Raw genomic sequence first — 17,262 nt, forward strand, 5'->3', positions numbered from 1 at the left:
CCCGTCAGAGGGAGATGGCCTCGGGGCCCAGGAGGGCCTTGATGTCGGCGGCGAAGCTGGGGGCGGCGTTGACCGGCCACTCCGGCAGGGCCAGCACCATCGTCTTGCCCGCCGGCCGGCGCAGGTTGATCTGGAGCGGGACCTGGCCCTGGTGGGTCTTCAGGACCTGGCGGAGCTCGTCGAGGAGGCTCGGCGTGATGCGTTCCTCGCGCAGCTGCAGGGTGATCGGGGCGCCGTTCTCGCTGTTGACGCCGGAGACGTCGATGAGCGTCATGTCCTGGGCGAAGATGCTGATCGCGCCGTCGCGGTTGTTGATCTGGCCGCGTACGGACACCACGATGTCGGGCCGCAGCTCGGGCCCGTACAGCTCGTAGTTACGCGGGAAGAACAGGCACTCCACGGCGGCGTCCATGTCCTCGACGGTGATGATCGCCCAGGTGTTGCCGGCCTTGTTGACCCGCCGGTCGACCTTGGTGACGAGCCCCGCGACCTGGACGTCGCCGCGGTCCTCGCGGCCGCTGTCGAGCAGGTCGGCGATGGTGGTGTCGCGGTTGCGCGCGAGCAGGCGCTCGGTGCCGGCCAGCGGATGGTCGGAGACGTAGAGGCCGAGCATCTCGCGTTCGAAGTCGAGCTTGGTCTTCTTGTCCCACTCGCCCTCGGGCACCGCGATGGAGAACACCTCGTCGTCGCCGTCGTCGGCCAGGCCGCCGAACAGGGAGTCCTGGCCGTGGGCCTCGTTCTTCTTGATGTCGATGACGGACTCGACGGCCTGCTCGTGGATCATCAGCAGGCCCTTGCGCGGGTGGTCGAGCGAGTCGTATCCGCCCGCCTTGATCAGCGACTCGATGACCCTCTTGTTGCAGGCGGTCAGCGGCACCTTGGCGAGGAAGTCGTTGAAGTCGGTGAAGCGGCCCTTCTCGGTGCGGGCCTTGACGATGCCGTCCACGACGTTCTCGCCGACGTTGCGTACGGCGCCCATGCCGAAGCGGACCTGCGTGTCACCGACGGCGACGAAGTCGAGCTGGGAGTCGTTGACGTCGGGCGGGAGCACCTGGATGCCCATCTTGCGGCACTCGGCGAGGTAGACGGCCGCCTTGTCCTTGTCGTCGCCGACGGAGGTGAGCAGAGCGGCCATGTACTCGGCGGGGTAGTTGGCCTTGAGGTAGGCGGTCCAGTAGGCGACGAGGCCGTAGCCGGCGGTGTGGGACTTGTTGAAGGCGTAGCCGGAGAACGGCAGCATGACGTCCCAGAGCGCCTGGATGGCCGCGTCGGAGTAGCCGTTGCCGCGCATGCCGGCCTGGAAGTTCTCGAACTCCTTGGCCAGGATCTCGGGCTTCTTCTTACCCATGGCGCGGCGCAGCAGGTCGGCGCCGCCGAGCGAGTAGCCGGCCAGCTCACGGGCCACCGCCATGATCTGCTCCTGGTAGACGAGCAGGTGGAAGGTGGGGCCGAGGATCGGCTCGAGCGCCTCTTTCAGCTCGGGGTGGATCGGCTCGATGTCCTGGCGGCCGTTCTTGCGGTGGGCGTAGTTGGTGTGGGCGTTGGCCGCCATCGGGCCCGGCCGGTAGAGGGCGAGGACTGCCGCGATGTCCTCGAACCGGGTCGGCTCCATGAGCTTGAGCAGCGAGCGCATGGGCCCGCCGTCGAGCTGGAACACGCCCAGCGTGTCACCCCTGGCCATGAGCTGGTAGGTGGTGGCGTCGTCGAGCGGGATGGTGAGCGTGTCGAGCTCGATGCCGCGGTTCTGCTTGATGATCTTGATGGCGTGGTCGATGATGCCCAGGTTCCGCAGACCCAGGAAGTCCATCTTGACCAGGCCCATGTCCTCACACGACGGGTAGTCGAACCCGGTGATGACGACGCCGTCCTTGTCACGCATGTGCATGGGGATCAGGTCGAGCAGCGGCGTGGAGGACAGGATGACCGCCGCCGCGTGCACGCCGGTGCCGCGGATCAGGCCCTCGATGCCGCGCCCGGTGTCGATCACCTTGCGGACGTCGGGGTCGGAGTCGTAGAGGGCGCGGATTTCGGTGCCCTCGACGTAGCGGGGGTGCTCGTCGTTGAACAGGTCGGCCAGCGGCACGCCCTTGCCCATGACGTCCGGCGGCATCGCCTTGGTGATCTTGTCGCCCATGGCGAAGGGGTAGCCGAGGATGCGGCTGGCGTCCTTCACGGCGGCCTTCGCCTTGATCGTGCCGAACGTGTTGACCTGAGCGGTGTACTCGCTGCCGTACTTCTGGGTGACGTAGGCCACCATGCGGTCGCGCTGGCGGTCGTCGAAGTCGAGGTCGATGTCGGGCGGGTTGATGCGCTCGGGGTTGAGGAACCGCTCGAACAGCAGGCCGTGCTCCAGCGGGTCGAGCTCGGTGATGCGGGTGGCGTAGGCCACGATCGAGCCGGTGGCGCTGCCTCGGCCGGGGCCGACCGGGATGCCGTTCTCGCGCGCGTAGCGGCAGATGTCGGCCACCACGAGGAAGTAGGAGGAGAAGCCCATCGGGCCGATGACCTTCATCTCCGTCTCGTAGCGCTCCGTCACCTCGGCGGGGACGGGCGTGCCGTAGCGCTCCTCCAGGCCGCGCTCGACCTCCTTGCGCAGCCACGACTCCTGCGTCTCGCCCTCGGGCACGTCGGGGTAGTCGGGCATGCGGTCGACGTGGGCGAACACGTCGCCGTAGTCGCCGATCATCTCCGCGACCAGCAGCGTGTTGTCGCACGCCTCGGGCAGCTCGGGGAACAGGCGGTACATCTCCTCGGCCGGCTTGAGGTAGTAGCCGGAGCCGTTGAAGCGGAAGCGGTTGGGGTCGTCCTTGTTCTTGCCCACGCCGACGCACAGGAGGCTGTCGTGCGCGTCGGCCTGGTCCTCGGTGACGTAGTGGGAGTCGTTGGTGACCAGCAACGGGATGTCGAGCTGCTTGGCCAGCCGCAGCAGGTCCTGGCGCACCTCGCGCTCGATGTCGATGCCGTGGTCCATCAGCTCAAGGAAGTAGTTCTCCTTGCCGAAGATCTCCTGGTACTCGCCGGCCACCCGCACGGCCTCGTCGTATTGGCCGAGGCGGATGCGGGTCTGCACCGCGCCCGACGGACAGCCGGTGGTGGCGACGATGCCCGAGGCGTACTGCGAGATGAGGTCTTTGTCCATGCGGGGCTTGGAGTAGTAGCCCTCGAAGCTCGCCAGCGACGACAACCGGAACAGATTGCGCAACCCGTCGGCGTCCTTGGCCCACATCGTCATGTGCGTGAACCGGCCGCCGCCCGAGACGTCTTTCCCGCCCTCGCCGTCGGCCACGCCGGTCTCGGCCCGCTGCCCCCAGAAGACCGGCTTCTTGACGAACCGGTTCTCCGGCGCGACGTACGCCTCGATGCCGATGATCGGCTTGACCGGGGAGCCCGAGGCGACCTTCTGGAACTCGTACGCGCCAAACATGTTGCCGTGGTCGCTCATCGCGATCGCCGGCATCTCCAGCCGCTCGGCCTCCTTGAACAGCGGCTTCAGCTTCGCCGCGCCGTCGAGCATGCTGTATTCGGTGTGTACGTGCAGGTGCACGAAGGACTTGCTCACCCGGTCCCCTAACCTTCGCCCCGGCCAGACTTACCGCATGAGCCTATTCCGTCCCAGCCCTCACTCGGAGCGCCGGAGGGGTCTCCGGCGACGGCCGTGACCCGATCAGCTGAGGTCAGCCGTAGCGCGTCAGCTCGTGGAAGAAATCGGGGACGGTGGCCAGCTCCCGCGCGTCGCGGACGGTGTCGTAGACGTGCTTGGCGACGGCCAGGTCCAGCACGCCCAGACCGAACGGCGAGAAGATCACCGGCCGGTCGGCGGGCGGCCGCAGCGCGCCGGTGAGCACGTCGTACAGCGTGCCCGCCACGAAGTCCCGGTGCCCGGTCAGCTGCTCGGCGAGGTGCGGCGAGGTGCCGGCCTTCATGCAGTGCTCGACGTCGTCCACGACGTTCCACGCCGACAGGATGATCTCCGGCGACAGGTCGCGCAGCGAGACGTGCAGCACCAGCGGGTCGTGCGCCAGCCAGGCGGGGTCGGTGACGTGCGGCTCGCCGGCGACGGTGGCGAAGACGACCAGGTCGTACGAGCGGATCAGCTCCTCGGCCGTGTCGCAGACCCGGACCTTGCCGGCCCCGGCGCGCTCCAGATAGTCGCAGAACCCCCGCGCGTGCCCGGCCACCAGATCGTGCACGCCCACCTCGTCGAAGGAGAACCCGCCCGCCACCAGATAGGTGTGGATGTACCGGGCGATCAGCCCTGTGCCCACGAACCCCACCCGGGCAGGGAGCCGCCCCCGCGCCGCGCTCAGCTCGGCCGCCGCCAGGGCCGCCGACGCCGCCGTACGCGAAGCGCTGATGATCGAGCTCTCCAGGCAGGCGAACGGATACCCGGTCTCCGCGTCGTTGAGCACCAGCACCGCCGACGCCCTGGGCAGCCCGGTGGCGACGTTGCCGGGGAAGCTGGAGATCCACTTGATGCCGTGCACGCCGACGTCGCCCGCCACCGACGCGGGCAGGCCGATGATGCGCGAGGAGGGCCGGTCGGGGAAGCGCAGGAAGAAGGAGTCGGGGTTGACGGTGGCGCCGGCGCCGTGCAGCTCGTACGCGCGGCGCACCACGTCGATCACCACGGTCTCGTCGCCCGACAGCGCGCGGTGCACCTGCGCTCCCGGGATGACGGCGAAGGACGGTGACGCATCCATGTGCGGGGCTCCTGTTCTTGAGAGGGACATGAGAGGGAAATAGGTCTAGGCCCACCGGAAGTCAGGGCATCGCTCCACTGACGGCCCTGCCGGGCGCGGGCATCGTGGGTGCATGACGAGATCGATAGGGAAGTTCTGCTTCCAGCACCGCTGGAAGGTGGTCATCGCCTCCCTCCTGTTGATGGTGGCGGGCTTCGCCGCGGCCGGGTCGGTCGTCGGCGGGATGTCCGCGGTGCAGCAGCAGAACGTCCCCGAGTCGTTGCAGGCCAGGCAGCTGCTGGGCGAGGGCGGTTCGCAGGTCGTGCTGCTGGTCGAGGGTGTGGACCCGCAGGCGGAGGCGACCAGGGCCGCGCTGGCCCGTACGGCCGAGGCCGTCCGCGGCCTGGAGGGCGTCACCGGCGTGGACGAGCCGCGCACCGCCTCCGACGGCAGCGGCGTCATGCTGGCCGCCGGGATCTCCAAAACGGGGGAGGAGGCGACCGCCCTACGCGTCGCCGACGCCCTCAGGAGCGCCGGCGACGGCCTGCCGGGAGCGCGGGTGCGCATCGGCGGTGACGCCTGGCTGCGGTACCAGACCAAGATGGCCGCGCAGACCGACATGCGGGACGCCGAGTTCAAGGCGCTGCCGCTGACGTTCGTGGCCCTGGTGATCGTCTTCGGCGGGGTGGTCGCGGCCGGGCTGCCGCTGATCACCACCATCGTCAGCGTCGGCGCGGCCTTCGCGGTGCTGCTGGCCATCTCGCAGGTGATCCCGCTGGACGGCAACGTCACCACCGTGGTCACCCTGCTCGGGCTCGGCCTGTGCATCGACTACGGCCTCCTGCTCGTCGGCCGGTACCGCGAGGAGCTGGTACGCCCGTACCGGCGGGCCGCGGCGGCCGGGGGCACGCGGATCAGCCTGGAGGAGCGCGCCAAGGCGGTCGAGCGGACCTGGGCCACGGCCGGGCGCACGGTGATGTTCAGCGCGCTGACGGTCGCGGCGGCGCTGACCGGGCTCATGGCGTTCAACGCCGTCGGCCTGCGCGCGGTCGCCGCGGGCGGCGCCGCCGTCTCGCTGGTCGCCATGCTGACCGCGCTGACCATGGTGGCCGCGCTGATGCGGCTGTTCGGCGGGCGCATCCACCCCTCGCGGCGGGCGCTGCGCGGCGAGGACCGCGTCGGCGGGTTCTTCGAGCGGCTGATCAGCCGGGTGCAGCGCTTCCCCGTGCTGGTCGCGGTGGGCATCGTGGTCGTGCTGGTGGCGCTCGGGGCGCCGATGCTGAGCGCCAAGCTCGCCCTGTCGGGCACCAAGATCCTGCCGCCCGACCTGGAGTCGGTGCAGGTGACGAACGTGCTGGCGGCCAAATACGGGCGTACCGACCGGCCGGCCGTGCTCGTGCTGGCGCGGACCGAGCCGGAGCGGCTGCAGCAGTGGGCGGAGCGCTGGAAGGGCGATCCGGCGGTCGTCCGCGTGGAGACCGCGCGGCCCGACGGCCCCGGACTGTCGTCCGTGGCGCTGGCCGTGCGCGGCGACACCCAGGGGCCGCCGGCCCGCGAGCTGGTCGAGCGGGTCCGCGCGGACCGGCCAGGCGACTTCCGCATCTGGGTCGCGGGCCAGGCCGCCGAGCTGGTGGACGTCAACGCGCTGCTGCGTGACGGCATGCCGGTGGCGCTGAGCGTCACCGCCGCCGCGATGCTGGTGCTGCTCTTCCTGCTCAGCGGGTCGATCCTGGTGCCGCTGACCGCGGTCGCCATGGCGGTGGTCTCGCTAGGCGCCACGTTCGGGGTGCTCGTGCTGGTCTTCCAGGACGGCTGGCTGTCCGGGGCGCTGGACACGCTGACCGTCGGAGGGCTGGATCCGTTCGCTCTCGCGGTCATCTTCGCCTTCGCGTTCGGTCTCTCGATCGACTACGAGGTGTTCCTGCTGGGCCGGATCAGGGAGCACGTGGACGAGGGGCTCGGCACCCGCGCGGCGGTCCGGGCCGGCGTGCGCGACACAGGGCGGATCATCACCTCGGCCGCGCTGCTGATGCTGGTGGTGTTCGGCACGTTCGGCATGGCCAGGATGGGCGACATCGAGCAGATCGGCATCGGGCTGTTCGTGGCCGTGCTGGTGGACGCCACCCTCGTCAGGTGCCTGCTGGTGCCGTCGGTGATGACGCTGATGGGCCGGGCCAACTGGTGGGCGCCGGCGCCGCTGCGCCGCCTGCACGCCCGGTTCGGGTTGCGGGAGGCGGAGCCCGCGCCGCGCCCGCTCATCGAGGTCGGTCAGTCGGCGCGGACAGGGGACTGAGGTGGCCGCACACGCGGGGTCCGCCGGCCGGACGGCCGGCGGACCACACCGGTCACCAGCGCCATTCGCGCTGGTCGAGCAGGTGCTCGGCGGTGACGCCGTGCGCCTTCGCCCAGCTCAGGAACTCGTCGATCTGCTGCAGCTGGTACGAGCTCTCGTTGTAGCTGGTCGCCATGACGTGCCCCAGCCAGCTCTCCTCGCCCATGGCGTAGATGTACGCCTCGCGGGTGCCCAGCTCGGTCACGATGTCGGCCGCCTGCGCGGCGTCGGAGCCGGAGAGCTTGCGCGAGTCGCTCATCCGCTTGGGCACCGGCCGGGTCAGCAGCGCCTGGTAGAGCCAGGTCAGCGGCGCGCCGTCGCACTCCATGCCGAGGAAGGCCATGTCGGCCGTCCCCAGGTGGGAGCGGACGTGCCGGTAGAGCGCCGGGTCCACACCGGAGGAGTCGGCCCCGACGAAGACGGACCGGCCGGCCAGGCGGATCCAGTAGGTGGACTTGGCGCGGATGTCGAGGCTGGCGTGCTCGCCGAGGAACGGCGCGGCCACCACCTCGCCGCCGGGGAAGGCCACCTCGTCGAAGGTGTCGACCTCGGTGACGTCCATGCCGAGCTGCCGCAGGTAGAGCGCGAGCGACGGGTCGGACAGGTTGCCGCCGGAGGAGCGCGGCACCACGACCGTGCCGATGCGGCCGCGCAGCTGCAGCAGCGACTCCAGCACGATGTGGTCCTGGTGGCCGTGCGTGATCAGCGCGAGGTCGATGTGGTCGGGCAGGTCGTCGTAGGTGTAGCGGCCGGACGCCGTGGAGTCGCCGCTGATGAACGGGTCGGTGATGATCGCCGCCTCGGGCGACTGCAGCACCAGGCAGGCGTGGCCGAAGTAGCGGACCCGCCCGCCCGACTCGATGTGCCGCTCCGGCCGTCCGGGAGGCTCGGGCGCGAGCAGCCGGGCGAGGCCCGCGGCGGTCTCGTCGTCGGAGATCTCCAGCGCCTCGCGCAGCGCGGCCAGCGTGGTGGGCCGCAGCCGGGCGTCGAACAGCGCGTCGATGCCCCGGTGCCGGAAGGGCAGCGGCAGGTCCACCACGCCGGGGTTCGGCAGGCGCGGCGTGCTGAGGATGAACGGCCGCTCGATCCCGGTCTCCAGCGACAGCTGCACCGACTGGCGCGCCTCGATGAAGGCCGGGCTGTGGTAGATCAGCGGCTCGAGGAAGCGCAGCGACGGCTGGTTGTAGGTGTCGTAGACCAGCTCGACCAGGCCCGACAGGGCGGGCGGCAGCTTGGCGTAGAGCGGGGTGAGGTCGAAGCCGGTGGCGTTCTCCTCCAGCAGCTGCTCGGCCTGCGCGATCGACTCGGCGAAGTCCAGCATCGCCGCGCGCTCCGACCTGATCGCCGCGACCAGCGCCTTCACCTCGTCCGCCCGGCTCTCCGGCACGTTGACGAAGTAGCCGCCGCGCAGCTCAGGGTTGGCGCAGGCGGCGACGTGCGCGGGAGGCGACTCCAGGTACGACTCCAGCAGCGGCACCTGGAGGAAGGCCAGGTTCATCGACGCCTGGACCGGCGTGAACGTGTGCATCCAGGCGTAGAAGCGGTCCACCAGCGGTTCGATGATGGCGTTGGCGTGCAGATAGCGTAATTCGTGATCCATGTCGGCTCCTGGGTGACGTGTGATGATCCGTTAGGAGGCTTCCGCGCCGGTGGGGACGGCGACCTTCGGGCTCTCCCCGGACAGCAGCGCCTGGTAGACCGAGCGCAGGGTGGGGCTCGGGTCCACGCCGAGCTCCTCGGCGAGCAGCCGCCGGCCCTCCTGATAGACCGACAGCGCCTCCTCGCGGCAGCCCTCCTGGTCGAGGGCCATCATGAGCTGGGCGCGGAAGCGTTCCTGCAGGGGGTGCTGGATGACCAGGTCGACGAGTTCGGGGATCAGCCGGGCGTGCCGGCCGAGCGCCAGCTCCGCGTCGATGAGCGAAGACAGCGCAGTCAGGCGGGCCTCTTCGAGGCGCGGGCGTTCGATCTGGATGAGGTGTTCCGTGACGTTCGACAGCGCAGGGCCATGCCACAGGCGTAACGCCGAGCGGAACCAGTTGACGCTCTCCTCGTAGCCGCCCAGGCGCAGCGCGCTGTGCCCGAACCTGACCCTGGACTCGAACAGCTCCAGATCGAGGTGACCGTGACAAACCTGCAGCAGATAGCCGGGGTGGTGCCGCCGGATCGTCACGGCGGGCGCGAGTTGCTTGCGCAGCCGCGACGCGTAGGTATGGATCTGGGCGCTGGCGGTGGCCGGCGGCCGGTCACCCCACAGCAGCTCACCGAGCCGCAGATCCGACACCACCTGGCCCCGCTGGAACAGCAGGGCCGCGAACATCGTGCGCTGCTTCGACCCCTGCAGCGCGATCTCGCGATCCCCCTGCCACGCGGTCACGGGACCGAGAACCCTGAACTCCAGTCGCGAATTTTCCATGTCATGCAACCCACGTCGATTCGTGAACATGGATCCCCCTTGTCGTGGGTGGATGTACGGGCGGCCGCCGGTCTTGCGCGCGGACTCTGTTACGGTCTGCACGACCGCGATCGCGGGTTGTTTTTGACCGGCGCGACGCCCGGGCACCGGCAGTCGCCCCCGTTCGCCGCCCATGGCTTCCGAGACTAGGTGTGCGGCTCTGGCCTGTCCAGGGTCGCCGCAAATATAGACGCCATATAGCGGCGTGTCACATAATGTCGCTGCCATTTATCACATCCGATTCTTTCCGAATCTGCCGGCGACGCGTCACCGCAGCTCGGCGTGGGGATGGCGCGGGAGATATAAGCCGCGTATAGCTCGCCCCGGCACGATGGAATTGTGCTGAGAGAGCAGAGCCGCGGGGTGAACGGAATACTCGGAACCATCGGGAACACGCCGCTGATCAGACTGGACCGATTGTCCGCGGACACGGGTGTGAACCTGTTCGCCAAACTCGAACGGTTCAATCCGGGCGGCAGCATCAAGGACCGCACCGCACTCAACATGGTCGTCGGGAAGATATACAGCGGAGAAATCGTGCCGGGCCGGTCGGTGGTCGTCGAATCCAGTTCGGGAAATCTCGGCATCGGGCTGGCGCAGATCTGCCGCTATTTCGGCCTGCGTTTCGTGTGCGTGGTCGACCCGAAGACGACCCGGCAGAACATCGAGATACTCAAGGCGTACGAGGCGTGCGTCGAGGTGGTCACCGAGCGCGACCGCGAGACCGGCGAGTACCTGCCCACGCGGCTGCGCAGGGTGCGCGAGATCATGGCCGCCGAGCAGCACGCCTTCTGGCCCAACCAGTACGCCAACCCGCTCAACCCGCAGGCCCACGCGACGACCATGCGGGAGATCGCCGACGCGCTGGACGGGCGGGTCGACTACCTGTTCTGCTCGGTCAGCACCTTCGGCACGCTGCGCGGCTGCGCCGAGTACGCCCGCGGCAACGCGCTGGGCACCACCGTCGTCGGCGTGGACGCGGTCGGCAGCGCCATCTTCGACGGCGAGCCTGAGCCCCGGCTGATCTCGGGCCACGGCGCATCCGTCGCGCCCGCGCTGCTGGACCGGCGGCTCGCCGACGAGGTCGTGCACGTCTCCGACCTCGAATGCGTGGTCGGCTGCCGGCGGCTGATCCTGCGGGAGGCGATCCTGGCCGGCGGCTCGTCGGGGGCGACGGTCGCGGCGCTGGAGAAGCGCGGCCCGCACCTGCCGCGCGGGGCCAACTGCGTGCTGATCTTCCCGGACGGCGGCGACCGCTACCTGGACACCGTCTATTCGGACGCATGGGTCACCGAGCACTTCGGCGAGGTGGCCCACCTGTGGAAGAGCCCAGACAGGGCGGCCCCCGGCGCGGACGACGCGGTCGCCCCCGGAGGAGGGGAGGCCGCATGCGGCATCTGATCTCGATCGACGACCTCACCGACGACCAGCTGCGGCACATCGTCGAGCGCGGCGTCGGCTTCGCGACCGGCCGCAACGGCGCCGCCCGGCCGCTGGCGGGCCAGGTGGTCGGCGTGTACTTCCGCCGCACCTCCACCAGGACCAGGACCGCGTTCTCCAGCGGCGCCATGCGCCTCGGCGCGCACCTCATCGCGTACGGGCCGGACGACCTGCAGACCAACACCGGCGAGACCACGCAGGACACCGGCAAGGTGTTCGCCCTGATGCTGGACGCCCTGGTGGCGCGCACGGCGGACGACCCGGCCGAGATGCGCGGCTGGGCCGACCAGGACCGCATGTCGGTGATCAACGCGATGAGCTCCGACGAGCACCCCACGCAGGCGCTGGCCGACCTGGTCACGCTGCAGCGCCGCTTCGGCGCCGTGGACGGCCTGCGCGTGCTGTACGTCGGTGAGGGCAACAACACCGCCACCGCCCTGGCGCTCGCGCTGGCCCGCTTCTCTGACGTCGAGCTGGAGTTCCGCACCCCGCCCGGCTACGGCCTGCCCGAGGAGCTGCTCGGCCGCGCGGCGGAGCGGGCGCGGCGCACCGGCTCGTCGGTGACCGAGCGGCACGACATGGACGAGGGCACCGCCAAGGGCTTCGACGTCGTCTACACCACGCGCTGGCAGACGACGGGGACCAGCAAGCCCGACCCCGACTGGCGGCGGATCTTCCAGCCGTTCCAGGTGACGGAACGCCTGTGGGAGGGCAACCCGGAGGCGGTCTTCATGCACGACCTGCCGGCGCACCGCGGCGAGGAGGTCACCGCCGAGGTGCTCGACGGCCCCGCCTCCATCGCCTTCGAGCAGGCCGCGGGCAAGCTGCACAGCGCGATGGCGGTGCTGGAGTGGTGTCGGGCGGGGTGAGCGCCCGCGGCGGCGTGCGCAACCCCGACTTCCTGAAGCTGTGGGCCGGGGCGGGCCTGAACCACCTGGCGGTGCGGGTGGGCGCCATCACGTATCCGCTGCTGGCGCTCTGGCACTCGGGCTCGCCCGGCGTGGCCGGGCTGGTGATGGCCGCCGTGCTGCTGCCCAACCTGGTCGTCCAGCTGCCCGCAGGGGTGCTGGTCGACCGGCTCGACCGGCGCCGGCTGATGCTCTGGTGCGACGTGGGCTGCGTGCTCGTGACCGGCTCGGTCGGCGGGGCGCTGCTGGCGGGCGCGTACTGGACGGCGCACCTCGCCGTGGCGGGTTTCCTGCACGGCGCGCTCTGCGTCGTCCACGCGCTGGCCGAGCAGGCGGCGGTGCGTCACGTGGTCAGCGCGGGCGAGCTGCCCGTCGCGCTCGGCAGGAACGAGGCCAGGTCGCGCGGCGCCGCGCTGCTCGGCCAGCCCGTCGGCAGCGTGCTGCTCGCGGCCGGGCGCACGCTGCCGTTCCTGTTCGCCGCCGCCGCCCATCTGGTCTCGCTCCTGCTGCTGCTCACGATCAGAAGGGACCTCCAGGAGAGCCGCGGCCCAGCGGCCGAGCCGCCGCTGCGCGCGGTGCGGGCCGGCGCCGCGTGGCTGTTCGCCCGGCCGTTCCTGCGCACGCTGGTGCTGCTGCTGTCGGCGTCCAACGTCGTCTTCCAGGCCGTCACGCTGGCGCTGATGGAGATCGTGGTGCGCGGGCACGGCTCGGTCGCGCTCGTCGGCGTGATCACCGCGCTGAGCGGGCTCGGCGGCATGGCGGGCGCGCTCACCGGGAGCTGGTGGGCGCGCAGGGCGGGCCTGCGCCCGCTGGTGATCGGCGCCTTCGCGCTGTGGTCCCTGGTGATCGCCGCGCTCGCCGTCAGCACGTCGCCGCCCGTGCTCGCGCTGCTCTACACGCTCATCGGGTACGCGGGCGGCGCGATCAACGTCTCCGCTCACGTCCGGCTGGTCCAGGTCACCCCCGACGCGCTGCTCGGGCGGGTGACCAGCGTCGCCCTGCTGGTCGGGATGGGCCCGGCCGCCGCCGGCTCGCTGGCGGCCGGCCTGCTCCTGGACGCGGCGGGGACCACGCGCACCGTGCTCGGCATGAGCGCGGTCATGGCGCTGCTCGCAGCGGTGGCCGCGCTGAGCCCTGCGCTACGCGGTGAGCCCACGGCTCGCGCACAGAACAGAAGGGGAAAGTGATGTCGGTAAGAACACCACGCATAGCCGTCCTGGGGGCCGGGATCGGCGGGCTCACCGCCGCCGCGACCCTCCTGCGGCAGGGCTTCGACGTGGACGTCTACGAGCAGGCGACCACGCTGCGGGAGGCGGGCGTGGGCCTGCACCTGGGCTCCAACGGCAGCCGCATCCTGCACAGGCTCGGCCTGGCCGCCGGGCTGGACGCGGTCGCGGTGCGGCCCGCCGCGCTGGAGGTGCGCGGCTTCGACGACGGCCGGGTCTTCGCCAGGCAGCCGATGGGGGCGGCGTGGGCGGACGAGCACGGGGCCCCTTACTACACCGTCCAGCGCTCCGACCTGCTCGGGCTGCTCGCGGGGCTGGTCCCCGAGCGGCACCTGCACCTCGGGCGGCGCTGCACCGGCTTCGCCGAGGACGCGGACGGCGTGCGGCTGAGCTTCGAGCGGGGGCCGGCCGCCGAGGCGGACGTGCTCATCGGCGCGGACGGCGTGCACTCGGTGGTCAGGCGCGCCGTCGCCGGGCCCGAGACGCCCGTCTCGTCGGGCTCCGTCGCCTATCGCGGGGTCGTGCCGTTCGACGCGCTGCCCGGGCTGGCCCGCGACACCATGTTCGTCTGGCTCGGGCCGTCCTCGCGGCTGCTCGGCTATCCCGTGGCCGGCGGGCGGCTGCTCACGTTCGTCTCGATCGTGCCCGAGGACGGCGACGGCGAGGCCGAGTCGTGGAGCGCGTACGGCGACGCGCGGGCCGTGGCCCGGGCACTGACCGGCTGGGAGCCCGACGTGCGGCGCATCGTGAGCGCGATCGACGCGGTGGGCCGGTGGGTGCTGCGCGACAGGGCGCCCCTGGAGCGGTGGAGCACGGCGCGTACGACGCTGCTCGGCGACGCCGCCCATCCGATGCTGCCGCACCACGGCCAGGGCGCCAACCAGGCCATCGAGGACGCCGCCGCGCTCGCGCTCTGCCTCGGCCAGGAGCCGCGCGGCCCCGGCTGGCCCGAGGCGGCCCTGCGCCGCTACGAGCAGGTACGCCGCCCGCACACCACCCGGGTGCAGCTCGGCTCGCGCGGCGGCGGCTCCCTGCGGCTGCACGCGCCGGAGCCGGCCAGGGTGCCCTGCTCGACCCCGCTGCCCAGGCCCGCCGCGCCGCGCGGCGACGGGCTCGGCTCGATGGTCGAGGACGTCGGCTGGATCCAGAGCTACGACGTCGAGGCCGCGCTGACCGGAGCCTGACGAGATCCGGGCGTATAGGGCAGGTATGGGGGTCCTTCCTATCGTTCCTGCGAGATTGACGGATCGGCCGTCGGAGGGCGGGAGACGTGGAAGAGCCGCAGCCAGCGCAGTCAGCGCAGCCGGCACGAAACGGTGACGGTGAGCCTGGGCAGCCGCCGGCCGCGCACCAGCGGCGCTTCCTGGTGCGGGCCGACCCAGGCGCCCGCGCGCTGGCCGGGCACTGCGCCCGGTGGCAGGAGGCGTACATCGGGGCGGTGTTCGTGTCGGTGGGGGCGAAAGGGGAGCCGGCCGAGCTGGTCGAGATGTTCCTCGCGGCCGGATGCGTCGGGCGGCTGGTCACCTTCTACCAGCCGCACCTGGTGCCCGAGCTGGCCGAGCTGGCCAGGCTCGCCGAGACGACCTGGCGCACCGCCCGCCCGGACGGCGCCGCCTCGGAGGCGTACTGGATGGAGGTGGCCGAGGTGCTCGCGGTGGGGGCGACCGAGACGGCCGGGTTCGGCCGGGACGTCATCGAGCGGGCCGCCGCGACCGCGACGCAGCTGAACGGCGCGCTGGGCCGCGGCGAGCTGCCCACCCCGAAACCGCTGCCCGCCCCGCCCGCGAACGGCGCCCCCGCGGGGCCGCCGCCCGCAGGGGGGACGGCCGCGCGGCTGCTGCGCGAGGGGGCCCGGCTGGTGTCGCTCGAATGCGAGCAGCGCATCGAGGCCTTCCACGACCTCGGCGACACCCATCCCGCTTCTCCTGCTCCGGAGGCTTCGTGAAGACTTCCACGATCGTCAAGACCGTCCTCGACTTCGACGTGGCCGAATACGTCACGGCCGCCCGCGTCGCGGGACGCCGCCACCTGGACCCCGCGCTGCGCGGACGGATGGCCGACCTGTACGTCGACCTGCACGCCCTGCTGACCGGCTCGCCGGCCACGCTGGACCGCCGGGAGCTGCGCGTGCTCAGGCTGGCCGAGCTGGCCCTGCAGAGCGAGTGGAAGCTGGCCGCGCGGACGGGCGAAGGCGTCGAGCCCGGCGGGCCCGAGGGCCCCAGAGGCACCCGCTACCAGCCGTACAGCAACGTCAGACTGCTCAACCACGCGCTCGGCACCCGCAGGCACGCCAGCGACGCGGTGGTGGAGCGGCACTGCCGCCAGGCGCTGAAGTACCTGGTGGACTCCTGGCTCGGCTACGAGCGCCGCACGGTGCGCGGCGAGGAGACGTGGGGCCAGCTCGACCTGCCCACGCCACGCGAGTCGGAGGAGCGGCTGAGCCGGCTGGAGGCGCTGCGCGCGGCCATGCGTCCGTGGCCCGCGCTGCTCGACCCCGGGCCCGCGCCGCCGCCGCGCTGGGAGGACTACCTGGGCGAGGCGGGCCGGGCGCGGATCCTCGAATACCTCATCAACCTGCCGCAGAGCAGCAAGCACGAGGAGAACGTCTTCCTGCGCGTCATCCACCTCACGGAGGCGGCCACGTCGGGCATCCTCGCGCGTACGGTCGCCGCCAACGCCTGGCTGGAGTCCGGCGGCTACGGCGCCGCGGTGCGCTGCCTGGCGCTCGCGACGGAGCTGGCCCTGCTGCAGATCGACATCATGCTGGTGCTGCGGCGCACGATGTCGGTGGAGAGCTTCCTCGGCTTCCGCAAGGACACCGAGAACGCCAGCGCCATCCAGATGGCCTCCGCACAGACGCTGCAGATCCACCTGCTCGGCGTGCACCCCCGCAAGGTCGAGGCGCTCGGCGGCATCGAGGAGAACGCCTTCCTGCTGCTCTACCTCAACCGCCACTTCCAGCCGCTCAGGTCGCTGCTGCAGCGGCTGGAGGAGACGGACGAGACGCGGCCGGTGTTCGCCGCCGCGCGGGAGCTCGACGAGGCGTTGTTCCGGTGGCGGCGGCTGCACCTCGGGCTCGCGCACCGCTATCTCCCCAAGGACGTGATGGGGTCCGGCGGCACGGTGGGGGCGCCGTACCTGTCGGGGTTCTACCACGATCGGATCTTCGACGCGGAGGGCCGGCTGTTCCCGCATCCCGTGCCGCTCGCGATGCCGCCGATCGACGAGCGGGTCAGGGCCCGCTCCGTCTTCTCCCCGCTCAACTGAGCGATCAGGACGGCCCGTCGGGCCGACATACCGAAAGGAAACTCCATGGCAGGCATGATGGACAGGCGGCGCATGCTGGGCGTGTCGGCGGGCGCGGCGGCGGCCACCGTGGTCGGCGCGGCGACCGCCGGGCAGGCTGCGGCCACCCCCGGGCACCGGCTGCCTCCGGTCCCCGGCATGAAGGGCGACCGGGTGGCCAACGAGTTCTGGTACGCCTTCGACCAGGCCACCTGGCACGAGGCCAGCCAGGAGTTCAAGGACGCCTGGGCGGCGGTGAAGGCGTACTTCGACGGTGGTGACGCCGAGCTGGCCATGGTGCTGGCGTGGATGGAGGACATGCAGTCCCCGTCGTACCCGGCCGGCTACGTCAACCTCGTCAAGCCCATCAAGGAGCCGCTGCGCGTCGTCTCCCGCATCCAGCTCGAAGTCTTCGACCGCTTCTACCCGCTGCACCACCCGCACAGCCGCGACCGGCTGGCGAGCGCGTTCGCCGACTTCGGCCAGGGCGTCCTGTACGACCCGCGCATCGAGGGCGTGCACTCCATGAACGGCCAGCCCGCGCCGGCCGGCTACCACATCTGGCACGCGATCCTGCGGGCGCAGACGTTCCTCGGCATCGACGCGTGGAAGTGGCAGATCATCGACCCCATGGTGGGGCTCGGCTGGGGGCTGCAGTCGATCGCGAAGCCGTCCCAGAAGGAGTGGAACCCGCCGCTGCCCCGCCACGTCGTGCGCGAGCAGAGCCGCAAGTGGCTCAGGCGGAGCCCGAGAGAGCTCGACCGGGCCTTCCTGTCGCAGCCGTACCCGGAGGACAACCCGGGCGGAAACCCGGCGGAGACGCAGGCGCAGCTCTTCACCGGGAAGACCGTGCGGTAGGACTGGACCCACCGGGAAAAGGGGTCTGCCCGGCCTGTGCGCGGCGGCCTCGCCGCGCAGACTGGTGTCAGGGCGGCGACGG

General features: G+C 71.4%; 12 protein-coding genes. 8 read left to right on the forward strand and 4 right to left on the reverse strand.

Features of this window, described 5'->3' with window-relative positions:
* Positions 1-4: 4 nt before the first annotated feature.
* Both dnaE and sbnB read right to left on the reverse strand, forming a co-directional pair.
* On the reverse strand, positions 5-3,559 hold the full coding sequence (dnaE, locus tag AB0K28_RS05760) for a DNA polymerase III subunit alpha (RefSeq protein WP_364365543.1): 3,555 nt from the start codon (positions 3,557-3,559) through the stop codon (positions 5-7).
* 115 nt (positions 3,560-3,674) lie between these two features.
* A complete protein-coding gene (sbnB, locus tag AB0K28_RS05765) occupies positions 3,675-4,700 on the reverse strand; it encodes a 2,3-diaminopropionate biosynthesis protein SbnB (protein ID WP_364365546.1) in 1,026 nt (341 codons plus the stop codon).
* A 112-nt stretch (positions 4,701-4,812) separates the two neighbouring features.
* Between sbnB and AB0K28_RS05770 the strand changes: the two genes are divergently transcribed.
* Positions 4,813-6,972, forward strand: coding sequence for an MMPL family transporter (locus AB0K28_RS05770; protein WP_364365549.1), 2,160 nt, complete (start codon positions 4,813-4,815; stop codon positions 6,970-6,972).
* A 52-nt stretch (positions 6,973-7,024) separates the two neighbouring features.
* Here the strand turns inward: AB0K28_RS05770 and AB0K28_RS05775 are convergent, their stop codons facing one another.
* Positions 7,025-8,611 carry an MBL fold metallo-hydrolase gene (locus tag AB0K28_RS05775; protein ID WP_345396925.1) on the reverse strand — a complete coding sequence of 529 codons (1,587 nt, stop codon included), beginning with the start codon at positions 8,609-8,611 and terminating at the stop codon, positions 7,025-7,027.
* A 30-nt stretch (positions 8,612-8,641) separates the two neighbouring features.
* Positions 8,642-9,385, reverse strand: coding sequence for an AfsR/SARP family transcriptional regulator (locus AB0K28_RS05780; protein ID WP_345396928.1), 744 nt, complete (start codon positions 9,383-9,385; stop codon positions 8,642-8,644).
* A 441-nt stretch (positions 9,386-9,826) separates the two neighbouring features.
* On the opposite strand from AB0K28_RS05780, the gene sbnA reads away from it, so the two are divergent.
* The 7 genes from sbnA to AB0K28_RS05815 all read left to right on the forward strand — a co-directional run bounded on the left by sbnA (position 9,827) and on the right by AB0K28_RS05815 (position 17,180).
* Positions 9,827-10,864 (forward strand): 2,3-diaminopropionate biosynthesis protein SbnA, encoded by a 1,038-nt coding sequence (gene sbnA, locus AB0K28_RS05785; RefSeq protein WP_364365872.1) that lies wholly within the window; start codon positions 9,827-9,829, stop codon positions 10,862-10,864.
* On the forward strand, positions 10,852-11,772 hold the full coding sequence (locus AB0K28_RS05790) for an ornithine carbamoyltransferase (RefSeq protein ID WP_364365553.1): 921 nt from the start codon (positions 10,852-10,854) through the stop codon (positions 11,770-11,772). Before sbnA ends, AB0K28_RS05790 begins: the two co-directional genes overlap by 13 nt.
* Positions 11,769-12,998, forward strand: a complete 1,230-nt coding sequence (locus AB0K28_RS05795; protein WP_364365556.1) for an MFS transporter — start codon at positions 11,769-11,771, stop codon at positions 12,996-12,998. The genes AB0K28_RS05790 and AB0K28_RS05795 overlap by 4 nt, the downstream gene beginning before the upstream one ends.
* The gene (locus tag AB0K28_RS05800; protein ID WP_364365559.1) at positions 12,998-14,221 is read left to right on the forward strand and encodes an FAD-dependent monooxygenase; all 1,224 of its coding nucleotides are present in this window, start codon (positions 12,998-13,000) and stop codon (positions 14,219-14,221) included. Before AB0K28_RS05795 ends, AB0K28_RS05800 begins: the two co-directional genes overlap by 1 nt.
* Positions 14,222-14,307: 86 nt before the next feature.
* A complete protein-coding gene (locus tag AB0K28_RS05805) occupies positions 14,308-14,982 on the forward strand; it encodes a hypothetical protein (protein WP_364365562.1) in 675 nt (224 codons plus the stop codon).
* Positions 14,979-16,304 carry a hypothetical protein gene (locus AB0K28_RS05810; RefSeq protein WP_345396946.1) on the forward strand — a complete coding sequence of 442 codons (1,326 nt, stop codon included), beginning with the start codon at positions 14,979-14,981 and terminating at the stop codon, positions 16,302-16,304. The genes AB0K28_RS05805 and AB0K28_RS05810 overlap by 4 nt, the downstream gene beginning before the upstream one ends.
* Positions 16,305-16,349: 45 nt before the next feature.
* Positions 16,350-17,180 (forward strand): hypothetical protein, encoded by an 831-nt coding sequence (locus AB0K28_RS05815; RefSeq protein WP_345396949.1) that lies wholly within the window; start codon positions 16,350-16,352, stop codon positions 17,178-17,180.
* Positions 17,181-17,262: the final 82 nt, after the last annotated feature.

Source organism: Nonomuraea sp. NPDC049504, assembly GCF_040676845.1.
Lineage (GTDB): Bacteria > Actinomycetota > Actinomycetes > Streptosporangiales > Streptosporangiaceae > Nonomuraea > Nonomuraea salmonea.